The 15,339-nt window shown below is 66.6% G+C and carries 13 protein-coding genes and 1 pseudogene; 6 read left to right on the top strand and 8 right to left on the bottom strand.

The genetic code is table 11. From position 1 onward, the window contains the following. Positions 1-15 precede the first annotated feature (15 nt). Genes ACLMAJ_RS14750 through ACLMAJ_RS14740 form a run of 3 tightly spaced genes read left to right on the top strand, consistent with a single transcriptional unit; the run spans position 16 to position 4,843 of the window. The gene (locus ACLMAJ_RS14750; RefSeq protein WP_412014225.1) at positions 16-2,877 is read left to right on the top strand and encodes a circularly permuted type 2 ATP-grasp protein; all 2,862 of its coding nucleotides are present in this window, start codon (positions 16-18) and stop codon (positions 2,875-2,877) included. Further along, on the top strand, positions 2,874-3,788 hold the full coding sequence (locus ACLMAJ_RS14745; RefSeq protein WP_412014224.1) for a transglutaminase family protein: 915 nt from the start codon (positions 2,874-2,876) through the stop codon (positions 3,786-3,788). The genes ACLMAJ_RS14750 and ACLMAJ_RS14745 overlap by 4 nt, the downstream gene beginning before the upstream one ends. Before the next feature lie 5 nt (positions 3,789-3,793). Continuing rightward, entirely contained in the window at positions 3,794-4,843 is a 1,050-nt protein-coding gene (locus tag ACLMAJ_RS14740; RefSeq protein ID WP_412014223.1) for a zinc-binding metallopeptidase family protein, read from the top strand. 51 nt (positions 4,844-4,894) lie between these two features. Here the strand turns inward: ACLMAJ_RS14740 and ACLMAJ_RS14735 are convergent, their stop codons facing one another. The 3 genes from ACLMAJ_RS14735 to ACLMAJ_RS14725 are packed head-to-tail and all read right to left on the bottom strand — an operon-like array spanning position 4,895 to position 7,634. Continuing rightward, on the bottom strand, positions 4,895-5,689 hold the full coding sequence (locus ACLMAJ_RS14735; protein ID WP_412014222.1) for an ABC transporter ATP-binding protein: 795 nt from the start codon (positions 5,687-5,689) through the stop codon (positions 4,895-4,897). Then, positions 5,686-6,768, bottom strand: coding sequence for a taurine ABC transporter substrate-binding protein (locus ACLMAJ_RS14730; RefSeq protein WP_412014221.1), 1,083 nt, complete (start codon positions 6,766-6,768; stop codon positions 5,686-5,688). Before ACLMAJ_RS14730 ends, ACLMAJ_RS14735 begins: the two co-directional genes overlap by 4 nt. After that, complete coding sequence (locus tag ACLMAJ_RS14725) at positions 6,750-7,634, bottom strand: ABC transporter permease (protein ID WP_412014220.1); 885 nt, start codon at positions 7,632-7,634, stop codon at positions 6,750-6,752. Before ACLMAJ_RS14725 ends, ACLMAJ_RS14730 begins: the two co-directional genes overlap by 19 nt. A 273-nt stretch (positions 7,635-7,907) precedes the next feature. Between ACLMAJ_RS14725 and ACLMAJ_RS14720 the strand changes: the two genes are divergently transcribed. Next, the gene (locus ACLMAJ_RS14720; protein WP_412014219.1) at positions 7,908-8,165 is read left to right on the top strand and encodes a type II toxin-antitoxin system Phd/YefM family antitoxin; all 258 of its coding nucleotides are present in this window, start codon (positions 7,908-7,910) and stop codon (positions 8,163-8,165) included. Beyond that, positions 8,162-8,488: pseudogene (locus ACLMAJ_RS14715) on the top strand (type II toxin-antitoxin system VapC family toxin); the annotation flags it as partial. The gene ACLMAJ_RS14720 and the pseudogene ACLMAJ_RS14715, both read left to right, overlap by 4 nt. Positions 8,489-8,639: 151 nt before the next feature. Here the strand turns inward: ACLMAJ_RS14715 and ACLMAJ_RS14710 are convergent. From ACLMAJ_RS14710 to ACLMAJ_RS14690, 5 genes are all read right to left on the bottom strand, one after another. Beyond that, entirely contained in the window at positions 8,640-9,350 is a 711-nt protein-coding gene (locus ACLMAJ_RS14710; protein WP_412014218.1) for a type 1 glutamine amidotransferase, read from the bottom strand. 40 nt (positions 9,351-9,390) lie between these two features. Further along, complete coding sequence (locus ACLMAJ_RS14705; RefSeq protein ID WP_412014217.1) at positions 9,391-10,629, bottom strand: MurT ligase domain-containing protein; 1,239 nt, start codon at positions 10,627-10,629, stop codon at positions 9,391-9,393. Between the two features lie 38 nt (positions 10,630-10,667). After that, the gene (locus tag ACLMAJ_RS14700; RefSeq protein WP_412014216.1) at positions 10,668-11,306 is read right to left on the bottom strand and encodes a pyridoxamine 5'-phosphate oxidase family protein; all 639 of its coding nucleotides are present in this window, start codon (positions 11,304-11,306) and stop codon (positions 10,668-10,670) included. A 78-nt stretch (positions 11,307-11,384) separates the two neighbouring features. Then, complete coding sequence (locus ACLMAJ_RS14695) at positions 11,385-13,139, bottom strand: hydroxysqualene dehydroxylase (protein WP_412014215.1); 1,755 nt, start codon at positions 13,137-13,139, stop codon at positions 11,385-11,387. A gap of 210 nt (positions 13,140-13,349) precedes the next feature. After that, a complete protein-coding gene (locus ACLMAJ_RS14690; RefSeq protein WP_412014214.1) occupies positions 13,350-14,330 on the bottom strand; it encodes an EamA family transporter in 981 nt (326 codons plus the stop codon). A gap of 108 nt (positions 14,331-14,438) precedes the next feature. Between ACLMAJ_RS14690 and ACLMAJ_RS14685 the strand changes: the two genes are divergently transcribed. Then, complete coding sequence (locus tag ACLMAJ_RS14685) at positions 14,439-15,335, top strand: LysR family transcriptional regulator (protein ID WP_412014431.1); 897 nt, start codon at positions 14,439-14,441, stop codon at positions 15,333-15,335. The last annotated feature ends 4 nt before the right edge of the window (positions 15,336-15,339 follow it).

Raw genomic sequence — 15,339 nt, 5'->3', positions numbered from 1 at the left:
AGTGAGGTCGGCGCGGTGACAGTGCGCGATGAAGCGCAGCGTGCGGGGGACCAACGAGATACCGCTCGAGTCGAGCCGCCGAGCGAGGACAGCCAGATCGACGTGCGCGAACAGTTCGCGCGCTACCGCGCCGAGGGTGCGGACAGCGCGGCATACGACGAATCCGGCCGACCCATGGACGGTTACTACGACGAACTCGTCGACGAGGACGGCAAGGTCCGGCGCATGTGGTCGGAGCTCTCGGCCGACTTCGTCGAGCTCGGCACGACCGGACTCGGCAGGCTCGACAGCCGGGTGCGCAGGCTGATCGATGACGACGGCATCTACTACACCGAGGTGATCTCGCCGCTGGACCAGGCGCTGCCCGCACCGTGGCGGCTCGACCCCATTCCACTGCTGGTCTCCGCGGACGACTGGACCCGTCTCGAGGCGGGACTTGTGCAGCGCTCGCGTGTGCTCGACGAGGTGCTCACCGACGTCTACAGCGCGCGGCGCATCATCACCTCGGGCCTGCTGCCGCCCGAGCTGGTGTTCGGCAACAGTGGCTACGTGCGGGCCGCGCACGGCATCACGGTGCCGGGGCGGCATCAACTGTTCCTGCACGCCTGCGATATCAGCAGGTGGAGCGATGGACAGTTCCGCGCTATCGCCGACTGGGCGCAGGCGCCGTCGGGCGCGGGCTACGCGCTCGCCGATCGCCGAGTGGTTTCCACCGCGATTCCGGAGGCGTTCGAGCACTCCAATCCGCGCCCGCTCACCCCGTTCGCGCGTGCGATGCGGCTGATGCTGATCGAATCCGCTCCCAATTCGGAGGACGATCCCGTCGTCGTGGTGCTGAGTCCGGGTGTGCACTCCGAAACCGCTTTCGATCAGGCCTATCTCGCATCGACACTGGGTTTTCCGCTGGTCGAGAGCGCGGACCTGGTTGTGCGCGACGGTGCGTTGTGGATGCGCTCGCTCGGCACCTTGAAGCGAGTCGATGTGGTGTTGCGCCGGGTGGACGCCGAATTCTCCGATCCGCTGGATCTGCGCCCGGATTCCCGGCTCGGTGTGGTCGGGTTGGTGGAGGTGCTGCGTCGTGGCGCGGTGACCGTGGTGAATACGATCGGCAGCGGGCTGCTGGAGAACCCCGCGCTGACCGGGTTCCTGCCGCGGATTTCGCGGGCACTGCTCGGCGAAGAGTTGATCCTCGACAGCGCGCCGTCGTACTGGGGCGGCAACGACGCCGAGCGGTCGCACCTGATCGCGAATCTGGATCGCCTCGTCATTCGCTCGACCGTCGACGGGTCGACCGAGTTCGGTCCCGAGCTGTCCGCCGAGCAGCGCTCGGAACTCGCCGCGCGGATCGAGGCGAGCGGCTGGCAATGGGTCGGCCAGGACCCGGCCCAGTTTTCGGTGGCGCCTGCGGTACAGGGCTACGGCGGTCTCGCCTCGTCCCCGGTCGGGATGCGGCTGTTTTCGCTGGCCCGGCGCGGCGGCTATACGGCGATGACGGGTGGTCTCGGCCAACAGCGTCATCGCCTGCACCCGCAGCGGGTGATCATCAAGGTTGCCGCCAAAGACATTTGGGTTCGCGCGGCACCCACCGCGGTCACGGCCGTCGCCGCCGAACCGGTCCACGAGGAGCGCGAGCGCCGCGGCCCCGCAATCGAAACCGTCAGCTCGCCCCGCGTGCTCAACGACCTGTTCTGGATGGGCCGCTACAGCGAACGCGCCGAATCGGTTGTGCGCCTGCTCATCGCGACCCACGACTGCTACCAGGACTACCGCTACCGCCCGTGGCTCGAGGGTGCGGAGGCGGTCACCACGCTCATGTCCGCCCTTGCTCGGACCACGGGCACGCGTGCTCCGGTCGACAGCATCTCCACCGTCGACTCGCCCGCGGATCGACCAGATGCCGATGAGGCAGAGTCGGATTCGATCGAAGAGCGGAAGGCCGCGACGGAGGCGGATGCCGATCGAGTCGAGTCGAGTAGCTCTGCGATGCAACAACAGTCGGCGTTATCGGATCCGACCGTGGCTGCGCAGTCACAGTCGCAGTCGATGTTCGTCGGTCGTCCGGCGGTCGCGGGTGCCTCGCGAGAGGGTTATCAGTACCTCGTGCGGCTGACCACCGATCGGAATACGCCGGGTTCGCTGGCGTTCGCGATCGATCGGTACGCGGCGGCGGCACGTGCGGTGCGTGACCAATTGTCGGTCGACACCTGGATGATTCTCGGTGCGGTCGATCGAGCGTTGGTCGAATACCGCGGTACCGGGGGAGACCAGGAGACCGCGCTGTCGGAGGTGCACTCGCTCACGCTCGCGGCGTTGCTCTCACTGTCGGGGATCGGCGCCGAATCGCTGGTGCGCGACAACGGTTGGTATGTCATGGATATCGGCAAGCGCATCGAGCGCGGGATCGCATTGACCGCCCTGCTCGCGGCGGCGCTGACCGAGACCTATCCGGCGGAGGTCGAGCGGGCGGTCACCGAAACGGTGTTGCGCGCTGCCGAATCCTCGGTGAGTTACCGTCGGCGGCACCGGGATTCGGTGCGGGTCTCCGCGGTCGCCGGGCTGCTGCTGTTCGACGAGGCCAATCCGCGATCGCTCGCCTACCAACTGGAGCGACTCGACGCGGACTTCCAGGCGCTGCCCGCCGCGTCCGGATCGTCGCGGCCACAACGGTTGCTCGCCGACGCGCAGCGGATGCTGCGCCGGGTCGACCCGGATGACCTGGATGTCACCGATGCCGATGGCAGGCGTAGCGAACTGGCTGAGCTCTTGGAGGGCGTGCACTTGCGGCTGCGGAAGATTTCCGAATCGTTCGAGGCGACGAGATTGGCGCTGCCGGTCGGTATTCAGCCGCTGTGGGGCAGCACCAGGGTTGTCGGATGATCGGCCGCGAAGCTCGCCCCCGTCGCTATCGGGTGGTGCACCGAACCAAGTACTCGTACTCCGACGAGGTGAGCAGCTCATATGGGCGCGCGTATCTCACGCCACGGGAGTACCCGGGGCAGCGGCTGCTCTCGCATGAGATCGACATCGATCCGGTGCCGTCGGATCGGTCGATCGGCACCGACGTCTACGGCAATACCACCTCGTACTTCCATGTGACGGCCGAACATCGGACGCTGGTTGTCACCGGTGAATCCCTGGTAGAGGTGGACCGGCCGGACCATACCGGCCTCGGCCAGGCCGCCGAGCCGTGGGAGAACGCCAGGCCGACCGCGACGACCGGACCGCTGGCGTTCGAGTTCACCCTTGACCTGCAACCGCCGGAGATCACTCCCGAGGTCACGGCATTCGCGGCCGAATCCTTGACTCCGCAGCGGCCACTGCTCGAGGCGGTACGCGAGTTGACCACCCGAATCTACGCCGACTTCACCTATAGATCGGGCTCGACCACCGTCTCCACCAAGGTCGCCGATGTGTTCGCCGCGCGAGCGGGTGTCTGCCAGGACTTCGCCAGGATCGGCGCCGCCTGCCTGCGCTCGCACGGCCTCGCCGCCCGGTACGTATCGGGTTATCTGGCAACCGATCCGCCGCCGGGCAAGGAAAGGATGGTCGGCGCCGACGCCACCCATGCCTGGTCGGCGGTATGGGTGCCCGGCGACGGCGAACACGACAGGACCGGCCGCTGGATCGCGTTCGACCCGACCAATGACCAGTTCGCCGACGAGCGATACGTCACCGTGGCGTGGGGCCGCGATTACGCCGACGTACCGCCGGTGCGCGGCATCATCTATACCGACGCCAAGGAGAGCACTATTACTGTCTCGGTCGATGTCGCTCCGGTAGAGGTGTAGCGGCCATGCGCGATTTCACCTGTCCGAATTGTGGCCAGCAGTTGGCTTTCGAAAACTCTGTGTGCCTGTCCTGTTCCAGCCCACTGGGTTTCAGCCTCGCCGATCGCGCGCTGCTGGTGATTTCGGATGCCACCCTGGGGGTATCGAACGGTCACCCGGCTGGCGAGGTGGATGGACGCGTGTTCCGTCTGTGTGACAACCTGCATGTGGCGCAGTGCAATTGGCTCGTACAGGTTCCGAACCGGGTACCTGATTCCGGCCCGGTGCTCTGTGAGTCCTGCCGGCTGACCCGCACCCGCCCCAATGACGGCGATGCCGCTGGAATGCGGGCCTTCGCGGAGGCCGAGGCGGCCAAGCGGCGGTTGATCATGGAGTTGACGGAACTCGGACTGCCGATCGTCGGCCGCGACCAGAACCCGCAATCCGGCCTGGCCTTCGACCTGCTCTCCAGTGCGACCGACAAGGTCACCACCGGCCACAAGAACGGCGTGATCACCCTGGATCTCGCCGAGGCCAACGACCCACATCGCGAGCAGTTACGTATCGAAATGGACGAGCCGTACCGCACCCTGCTCGGCCACTTCCGTCACGAAATCGGTCATTACTATTTCACCGTTCTTGTCGCCGATGACGATGCGCTGCAACGCTTCCGGGATCTTTTCGGCGACCCGTTCGCCGACTATCAGGCGGCGCTGAATCGCCACTACGACGAGGGAACGCCGCCCAATTGGGAAGCGAGCTACGTCTCCTCCTACGCCACCATGCACGCCGCCGAGGACTGGGCCGAAACCTTCGCCCACTATCTGCACATCCGCGACACCCTCGACACCGCGGCGGCGTTCGGTTTCGCGCCTGCGGGCGCCACCCTCGACCGTCCTCGAGTCGGCCGAGCGGGCTTCGACAGGTTCATCGAGCTCTGGCTACCGCTGGCCTGGGCCCTCAACATGGTCAACCGCTCGATGGGCCACCCTGACCTCTATCCCTTCGTGCTCCCTGACCCGGTCCTGGAGAAAATGCGCCTGGTCCACGAACTGTGCGGCGCGGCGGCGAACTGAATTCCGGCAGTCGCGCAGGGTCCACATGATTCGGCGGCCGATCCGGCCTGCTCAGGCCGCCTGGGCGGCAAAGATATGCTCCGACACTTCATCTCGCATCGTCGCGAAGCCGGGGGCAGCGCGGACGGCAGCGAACGATGCGTAGTCGAGTCCTTCCTTGAAAGATGCCGCGCGGTCGTAGATGACGCGGCCGGGACGCGCGCCCATCACGATGACGCGGGTGCCCAAGAGCAGGGCCTCGTCGATGCTATGCGTCACGAACAGCACGGTTTTGCGGCGTTCGCGCCACAGGGCGAGCAGTTCGCCCTGGAGTTTCTCCCTTGTCAGCGCGTCCAGTGCGGCGAAAGGCTCGTCCATCAAAATGATTTGGGGATCGTTGATCAGTACCCGCGCGATCTGAGCGCGCTGCTGCTGTCCTCCGGACAACTCGTAGGGCTTGCGCGCGCCGAGATGATCGAGGCCGACCATGGCCAGTAGCCGGTCGGCCGCCGCGGCACGGCGTCGACGTGGCACGCCACGGAGTTTCGGGCCGAACTCGACATTCTGCCGAACCGAGAGCCACGGGTAGAGGTTCGACTGCTGGAACACCACACCGCGGTCGGGATCCGGCCCGGTGATCGGTCGGCCGTCGACGTGCGCGTAGCCCTCGGTCGGCTCGATGAAACCGGCGAGGATGTTGAGCAGTGTGGTCTTCCCGCATCCGGAAGGGCCTACTACACAGAGGAATTCACCACTCTCGAGCGTGAGGTCCGTCGGTGCGAGCACCTGGGTCGCCCCGTGCGCGCCGGGGTAGCTCTTGCTGACTCCGGTCAGGGTCACCCAGTGCTCGTCGCGCGACGCGGTCATGACGATGCGCCCTCGGCGGCGTCGGAGTAGATGCTGTCGCGGTAGACCTGTTCGGTTCCGACCGCATCGACACCACCCTGGCCCAACAGGAATTCGGCGGTATCGCGCAGCGTGCCGCCGAAATCGCCACCCAGATATCGCACGCTCGCTTGGTCTTTCGCGCTCAGATAGGTGTATCCCGCCAACTGCGGACCGACCAGCTTCGGTTCGACCCCGAGCTGTGCGCCGATCGAGACGGCCGCCTCGTCGGGTGCGGTGCGCAACCGCTCGACGGCGTAGTCCTGAACCTTCGCCCAGACCACCGCGAAGCGGGCGTTCTCGTCGAGGAACTTCTTGTCCGCGACGCTGAGATCGAAGGTGGGCGCACCCGCCGCGGCGGTGTCCGCGCTGCTGGTGACTATCGTGCCGCCGGATTCGACGAGCTTGGACAGCGTCGGATCCCACACCCACGCCGCGTCGATCTGATCGCCGTTCCAAGCGCCGGGGATGGCGTCCGGCTTCATATTGATCAGCGACACGTCATTGGCCAGCCCGGCCTTACCGAGTGCGGCGAGCAGGCTGTAATGCGCGGTGCTGCCGAACGGCGTCGCGATCCGCCTGCCGCGCAGACCTGCCAGCGACGTGATCGACTTGTCCTTGGCGACAAGCGATTCCGACTTACCGATGACGTCATGGATCCACAGCACCCGGACCGGCAGATTCAGCGGCGCCGACAGCGCCTTGGTCGCGGGGCTGGAGCCCAATGTGCCGATATCGAGGCTGCCCGCACCGAAGGCCTGCACCACGTCCGCGCCGGAGGAGAACTGGCTCCAGGTGACCTTCGCGTTCGGCAGGCACGCCTGCAACAGACCCTTGTCCTTGACGTAGAGGTCGGCATTGGGAATCGCCTGGTATCCGATCCTTGCGGCGGTGCTGACGCTGTCGTCCACCGGGAACGGGCACGCCGCTGCCTGTCCGGACGATCCGCTGTCGCCCCTGCCGGATTCCACGCAGCCGGTGGCCGCGGCGATGACCGCGGTCAGCGCGATACCGGTCGAGATAGTCCTGCGCAGTGCGGATTTCATACCTTGCCTTTCCATGGAACTGCCTTGTCCCCAACGAATTTGATCGCCGAATCGAGGGCGAGCGCGGCGGCGCCGATCACGATGACGCAGGCGATGGTCAGCGGAGTATCGAGTTGGGTGCCAGCGATATACGCGAGCCCGCCGATACCGGGGATGCCGTTGTTGAGTTCGGCGGCGACCACCGTCGTCCAGGCGAAGGCGGTCGCGATGCGAATGCCGCTGATCACCTCGGGCAGGGTCGCGGGAAGCACCACGTGCGTGATCACCTGCGACCGGCCCGCGCCGAGCGATCGGGCGGCGTTGAGGTAGTCCTGCCGGACGGTCGTGACGCCGTTGAGCGTCGCGATGGCGATCGGCGGGAAGGCGGCGAGGAACAGCAGCCAGATCTTCGAGGTGTCACCGATGCCGAACCAGACTATGAGCAGCCCGATGTAGCCCAGCGGCGGCAGCGAGCGCAGGAAGTTCAATATCGGCTCGGTGACCAGCCGCACCGGCGTCACCATCCCCATCACGAACCCGATCAGCGGCCCGACGACGATCGCGAGTCCGACCCCGGCGGCGATCCGTTGCAGGCTGGCGACCAAATGCTCCCAGAGGTAATAGTTCTGCTCGCCGATCACCATCCGATCGACGCCGGGCGCGATCTGATGGCGAGTATTCGCTCGCACGAACGCATCCCACACCGCGTGCGGCGAGGGTAGATAGAGCGGATCGACGAACCCCGCCGCGGTGATCGCGGCCCACGAAACCAGCACCACCGCCAATGCGCCGAGCCGGGTCAGTGCCGGGCCGAGCAGTCGGCGGTAGTTCCGTCGATCGCGCCGGGGTGCCGGGTCTTCCTCGGCGACGGCTCGGTCTCGAGCCGGAGCAACGGCGGTCATGCGTTCCTCGATTCGCGTACCGACACCACGTCACCCGGTCGGCGGCAAGGCGCGTCCGATTCGGACGAAACTACGACGTTATTGCGCGCGTCGGTATCCGAGGAGAGTTGCGCGCGGCGTGAACAAAACCGTGGCCTCGGTCCATGTCTCCGAAATTCGACCCCTGCCCGACCTGGGCCGCTGCTCAGGTCGCGTGTGCGGAATTCGGACGTGCTACCAGCATTTTCTGGCCTTGCGACACGCACTGGACTAACCCTTAGCTAAGGAGGCGGTATGTCGGGCAACGCAGCGGAACAATTCGATATCCACGAAGCCAAGACCAATCTGTCGCGAATCATCGAGCGGGTCGAACACGGCGAGGAGATTGTCATCAGCCGTGCCGGCCATCCCGTTGCCAAGGTCGTGCCGCTCGTCCGCCGAGCCGACCGCACTGGCCGCGGGTCGCTGCGCGGTCAACTGGTGCTCGCTCCGGATTGGGATTCCGAGGAGACCAATGCCGCAATCGCCGGCGACTTCGGCTCGAAGCCATGAGCCTGCTGCTGGACACCCATGTGGTGTTGTGGTGGTTGAACGACGATCCCGCGTTGTCGGATGATCTGAAGGAACGGCTCGACCATGATCCGGACGTGTACATGAGCGCCGCGACGATTTGGGAAATCGCCCTCGAGCAGGCCACCGGGAAGCTGGCGGGTCCTGAGGATTTGCCTGAACGTGTCCGAGACAGCGGATTCATTCCGCTGCCGATCAACCACGATCACGCCATCGCGGCCGGGCGCCTGCCGATGATCCATCGGGACCCGTTCGACCGCATGCTCGTGGCGCAAGCGCAGTGCGAAGACCTCACACTGGTCACACGAGATCCCTACTGCCAGAAGTATGAGGTTGCCATCCTCGCAATCCAGCGGTGTTCGCCCATTGGACAGCTGTACTCACGAACCGACCATCGCGTGCCACTTCTCGACGCACGCAGGCTTACCGGCGGGCATTGGTCCGCGACCCGATCACTCAGGCGCGCAGGCGTTCCCGGCGCAATTGTTCGACCTCGGGGAGGTCGAGCGGTGCCAGCTCCGATACGCCGAGGGCGCGGGCGAGCAGCAGGTCGGCGAGTTCGGGATTGCGGGCCAATGCGGGGCCGTGCATGTAGGTCCCGAGGGTGGAACCCTGGACGACGCCCTCCAGCCCATCGCCGACACCATTGCCTACGCCGCGGGTGACGCGGGCGAGGCCGGTCGCATCGGGGCCGAGTGTGGTTCCGCCGCGGTGGTTTTCGAAGCCGCTCAGCGGTGCGGTGAGACCGGCGAGCATGGGTGTGGTGGTCACCTCGCCGATGGCGCGCTTCTGCTGGGGTGTTGTGGTGGCATCGATGAGGCCGACACCGTCGACGCGTTCGCCCGATGAGGTCTCATACCAGTTGCCGAGCACCTGGATTGCGGCGCAGATGGCAAGCACCGGAGCGCCTTTCGCGGCGGCCTGCTGCAAGCCGGGATAGCGCTGTAGATGCCGGGTGGCAAGGCGCTGCGCCGAATCCTCCGCTCCGCCGAGGGTATAGATGTCCAGTGACTCGGGAACCGGGTCGGCCAGCGTGATTTCGATGACCTCGGCGTCGTAGCCGCGCATCCGCAACCGTTGGCGCAACACCAGCGCATTGCCGCCGTCGCCGTAGGTACCCATGACATCGGGCAGCACCAGCCCGATTTGTACCGTTGATCGAGTCATGGCCGCACCTCGCCGAGTCGCACGGACGTGATTCGCTCGCTCATGGCTTCCGCCCCTCCAGGTCGCGGTTGAGATCACGGAACGCCGTGTAGTTCGCCAGCACTTCGACCCGCCCAGCGGGGCAGGAAGCGATGGCGCGCAAGGGATCCGGCACCGTGGTGTGTTCGACTCCGGCGTAGGTGAGGCGGACGGCGAGATCGGTCGCGCGCTCGCCGGCGGCCACCACCTGAACGCCCTCGAAGTGTTCGAAGCGCACGTCCCACAGCCAGGACAGGTCCTCGCCGTCGGGCACCTGCCCGTTCACCGCGATCACGAGCCCGGCGGCGGTCGGTTCGATCATCGAGAGCGCTTCCTGCCAGCCCGCCGGATTCTTCGCGAGCAACAGTCGCGCGGTGTGCTCGCCGACCTGAACGGTTCGGTAGCGGCCCGCGATCTCCTGCACGGTTCCGGTAGCCGTTGCCGCGGCCGCTGGGTCCGCGCCGAGCGCGACGGCGGCGGCCACCGCCTGCGCGGCATTACCGCGATTCGCACGCCCCGGCAGAGCAAGCCGTAGCGGCAGGGCCAACCCATCTGGGCCGCAAAGCTTTTCGCCGTCGAGCCACCAAGTTGGTTCGGGGCGTCGGAAATCCGCGCCGGTGCTGCGCCAGTGCGTGCCCTCCCACACGATGGGCTCGCCGCTGCGCGGACAGCTCGTCGCGTCCACCGCCCAGCCGCTGCCCGCCGCGACCCACACCACATTCGGATGGTCGTAGGCGATGGAGGCCACCAGCACGTCGTCGCAATTGGCGATCACCACGGCGTCGGGGTGCCGCGCCAAACCGGCGCGCAGCTTGCGTTCGATCATATTGATCTCGCCGACCCGATCGAGCTGGTCGCGGCTGAGGTTCAACAGCACGACGGCGGCCGGGTTCAGCGCGTCGGTGACGTGCGGCAGGTGCAGTTCGTCCACCTCGATCGCGGCCAGCGGCGCGTCGAGATGCGTGCTCAGCGCGGCGACGATCCCGGCGTCCATATTGGCGCCGTCGGCCTGCGTGGCGACCTCGCCGAGGCTGCCGAGCGCGGCCGTTGTCATCCGCGTGGTCGTCGATTTACCGTTGGTGCCGGTCACCAGCACTGTGCGCTTGCCGCGTCCGAGCTGATCCATGACCGTCGGATCGATCTTCAGTGCGATCAATCCGCCGATCATCGAGCCCTTGCCACGTCCGGCCTTCTGCGAAGCCCACGACGCCGCAGCTGCTGCCCACAGCGCGAGCCGCCCACGCACCGAAATATCTGCCACGCCGCGAGTCTATGTGGTGGGCTGGGGGGCCGTGCTGGTCAGTAGCGGTAGAGCTTCTCGTCGTAGTTCGCCGAGTAGTAGCGCTCGAGTTCTTCGACCGACTCGGTGATATCGGCCTGGATCTCCTTGACCAGGCAGGCGTGGCTCGGCAGGGTATCCACCGGCCACTGCTCCGGCTGCCACAGGTGGCTGCGCATGAACGCCTTCGCGCAGTGCAGGAAGATCTGCTCGACCTCGACCTCGACCGCGAGGATCGGTCGATTTCCCTTGACCACCATGTTGTCGAAGTAGGGCGCGTCGCGCACCAGACGGGCCCGGCCATTGATGCGCAGTGTCTCGCGTCGTCCCGGGATCAGGAACAGCAGGCCGATATGGGGGTTGGCGAGAATATTGAGGTACCCGTCGGCGCGGCGATTGCCGGGCCTTTCCGGAACCGCGAGGGTCCGGTCGTCGAGCACCTGCACGAAACCGGCCGGGTCACCCTTGGGGGATGCGTCGCAATTACCGTCGGCGTCGCTGGTACTCATGATCAGGAACGGCGAGTTCGCGATCCATTCGCGGTCCCTGGGGTGCAGTGCGATGCGCTCTTTGTTCACGGCGCGTGGCATGACTTCGCCGAGCAACTGCCTGAGGTCGGTGGGGTCGGTGATCTCATCCGTGCCGATGTTCTCGCGCATACCTCGATTCAAACACCGGCAGCACCGCCTCCGCGATCGAGTGTCCCGGCGAGAGGAGATCGATCACACCTGCGCAGCTCAGATCTGGACGTCGAACAGATTCGGCTGGCCGGCGGCGTAGCGATCCGCGTCGATACGGCGAAACGGCTCCAACTCGGCGGCGCGATACAGCGTGAACGTACGGCAACGCTCGGCGGTTGAGCCCGCGACGTCGAGTAGCGCGTTCACCGCGGCGCGCGCGGACTCATTGGCGCCCTCCATCGTCGCGAGGTCGATGTTGGTGCGCACGTAATCACCTGCGAGGAAAAGATTTTCGAGCGCGCCGTGCGGCTGTGGCCGATACTCCCATGATCCGGCGGTATTGATGAGCAACGGATCGGCGTTCGCGTTGCGCTGTTGGTCGGCCTGCCAGGCGATGCCGGGGTCGAGGAACCACGAATGCAGATCGGCATCGCGCAGCACCGCACCGCGATCGTTGAGGTGCGCGGTCATCTGCGCCCACACCTCGCGAGCGATCTCCTCGCGCGTGCACTCCTTGGCCGTCTTGCCGTAGAGCATGCCGGGGGTATTCCAGTCGGAGATGTCGACCGAGAGGCAGTCCTGCACGTTCCCGTCGCCGAACTCGGTGAGTTTCCTTGTCCACAGCTGGTTCTGGGAGATCGAGGTGAGCGACCACGGCGCATCGATGAAGGCGGTGTGCCCGCGCGAGATATCCGCAGGGCTGCGCAGATAGAACTGGATGCCGTTCATCCAGTCGACGAACAAGCCGTCCATCGCCGCCAGATCCGGCCGGACCGCGAGCACCTCCGGCGACCACAGCTCGCGGGCCCGCTCGGCGGAGAGCGCCACCACGAAGTAATCGGCATCGACGGTGCGCTGCGCGCCGGTCTCGTCGACGACGCGGGCACCGGCGATCCGGCGGTCACGCATCTCGAGCCCGCGCACCTCGGCGCCGAGCGCGAATTGCACGCCGAGTTCGCGCAGCCGCCGCACCCACGGCTCTATCCACACCGAGTTGGTCGGACCGTTCAGCACGCGGTCGAGCGCGCCGTCATTGCCGATCTCGAAGGGATTGCCGAGGAACTGTTCACCCATATTGCCGATGGTGCGAACGCTGGCGATATCCTCCTTGGCGGCGACCATGATGCTGGTCAGGGTGCGCGAGAGCAGCGCGCGAAACTCGTGCGAGCGCTGATGCCCGCCGACGTATTCGCGCCAGGACATGTGTTCCCACTGCCCGAACCGGCGAGCGTCACAACTCGAGTTGAAGACAAGCAGCCGATCGGCGAAGTACAGACCTTCGGCGGCAGGCATTTTCAGCGTCGTGGTGATGGCCGCGCCGACGGTCTCCCGGAACATCTCCGGGGTGAACGCGGTGCGGGCTCGCGCGCCGAGGGGGAGCCGGAAGTCGTCACCGCCCTGGCGGGCGAACCGCGCCTCCGGCACGCCGATCAGATTGTTCCAGACGCCGTTCGGATTGTCCGCGAAAGGAATCCGCCGCATCGTGTCCGGAATGTGTTGATAGAAGCCGGGAAAGAAACGGAATCCGTGCTCGCCGGGCAGATCCGGCCGTCCCTGTGATCCGGTGCCGGGCACCGGGATACTGCGTGCTTTACCGCCGAGTGCGCGTCGCTCATAGACGGTGACCTGGAAACCACGCTCGGCGAGTTCGTGCGCCGCGGTCAACCCCGCGACCCCGCCGCCGAACACCGCGACCCGCCTGCCACCGGGACTGCCGGAGGCAGGCGCCGGTCTCAGCCCGCCTGCTGTCAAAGCCCCCGCTGTCGCCACTCCCGCCGCGACCGTGCCACGAAGCACTGCCCGTCGTGACACGGGCCATCGATGTTCTGCCATGCGCAACTCTGCTGCCCAGCCTTTTCGGGACTATTAACACGCACTGCACACTGTAAAGCGGCCTATCCCGGGTGCAGCTACCCCACCCTGGTTACCGCCGCCTGATGGTAAACGTGCGGGGTGCTCGACTGAGTGCGAACGACTGAACCGATGCGAGGAACCTTCCCACTCAACCGCGTGGCATCGGCGTCAGACCTCCGCGAGCCGGGTCCGGCCGACAAGCGCAGGCGCCGATGCGTTCTCGGGTGCGGGCGAGGTCGAGGCAGGTTCCGTCGCTGTGTTGTTCGCTTCGGCTCGACGCCCCGCAGTCGTCGCGACGAATGCTCCCGCGATCACGATGAGTCCGCCGACCAGCGATAGCGGGGACGGCTTTTCGTCGAGCGCGGCCCATGCCGCGGCGATGCCGACCACCGGAACCAGCAGCGACAGGGGAGCGACCGTGCCAGCCGGGTAGCGGCTCATCAGGTAGGTCCACAGGCCCGAGCCCGCGGCAGTGCCGAGCACCACGATGTAGGCGAGCGCGACAAGTGATGGCCAGCCGGTCGGGGTGGCGACCTCGGTCAGTGCGCGCAGGCCGGTGCTCGGGCCCTCGGTGAGCGCGGAGAGGGCGAACAGGGGGATCGGTGGGATCACGGTCATCCACAGTGTCAGGTGCAGCGTGTTGACGCCCCCGCCCGCGCTGGCCTTTCTGGAGCCGATGTTTCCGAAGGCCCAGCCGAGACCGCCCGCCAGTGTCAACAGCACCGGCAGCAGCGGGGCCTGCTGGGCGCGGTCGATGCCGATCACCACGATGCCCGCGACCGCGACCCCGAGCCCGGCCAGCTGGACCGGCCGGAGCCGTTCGCGCAGTAGCAGTGCGCCGAGGACAACGGTGAACGGTGCGGAGGATTGCAGCACCAGCGAGGCCAGTCCGGTCGGCATGCCCTCCCGCATCGCGGTGAACAGGAAGGCGAATTGCAGGATGCCGAACCCGACGCCGTACAGCAATAGCCAGCGCAGCGGCACATTCGGGCGCGGCACGAACAGGATCACCGGCACCGCCATGACCGCGAAGCGCAGCGCTGCGAAGAAGACGGGCGGAAAGTGGTCGAGCCCGACCCGGATGGCGATGAAGTTCAGCCCCCAGAGCAGGACGACGGTTAGGCCGAGCAGGCGGTCACGATTGGTCACGCCTTTCATCGTGGGCAACCAGACCCATAAGGACAATCGAATTAATATGCATGGTTTATGTAGCATTGCTGAATGATCAATCCGGACAATGCGCCGGTCGGGCCGCCGATGACCGTCGAACGTCTGCGCGTGCTTCGCGCATTCGCCGACCGCGGCACCATCGCGGCCGTCGCGTCGGCGCTGTCGATGACGCCGTCGGCGGTGTCACAACAGCTGAAGGTGCTCGCCAAGGAGGCCGGGGTCGCGCTGCTGGAGCCCGACGGGCGCAGGGTCCGGCTCACCGACGCGGGTCAGGCGCTGGTGCTGCGCGCCGATGAGGTGCTGGCGGCGATGGACAAGGCCGTGGCCGAGATGGCGCACTATCGTGGCTCGCCGCGCGGGCGGGTCCGCGTCGCGTTGTTCCCGTCGGGTGCCTCGCTGCTGCTGCCGTATGTGCTGCCCGCGATGGCCGACAGCGGCGTCGAGGTCATCGCCAGTGACGTGGACCTGCCGCCGACCGAAGTGCCCCGGCTGCTCGCGGACTACGACATCGTCCTCACCCATCGTGACGAGCGCGCCCCCGCGATCGACGGTTCCCGCGTTGTCACCCGGGTGCTCATGCGTGAACCCACCGATGTCGTTGTCGCACCGACCCATCCGCTCGCCGGACGCTCCGAGGTGACCCCCGCCGAGCTCGCCGACGAAACCTGGTTGAGCGTCCGCGGCGGCTTTCCCGTCGACGACGTGCTCCGCTCGATCGCGACCATGACCGGCGTCCAGCCACGTATCGCGCAGCGCCTCAACGACTTCCGGGTAATCGAAACCCTGGTGGCCGCGGACTACGCGGTGGCCTTGATGCCCAGGTTCGCCGTAGCGCACCCAGAACTGGCGGTGCTGCGGTTGTCCGGCGTCCGCGCCGCGCGCCTGTATGAACTGGCCACTCGCCCACACGCCGACAAGCGCCCGGCCATCGCCGCTGTATTGACTGCCTTCGAAACCGCCGCACGGCAGGTGACCGCTGAATAACCTT

Source organism: Nocardia arseniciresistens (genome assembly GCF_046764875.1).
Classification (GTDB): Bacteria; Actinomycetota; Actinomycetes; order Mycobacteriales; family Mycobacteriaceae; genus Nocardia; species Nocardia arseniciresistens.
This window is presented reverse-complemented; position numbering and strand designations above follow the sequence as displayed.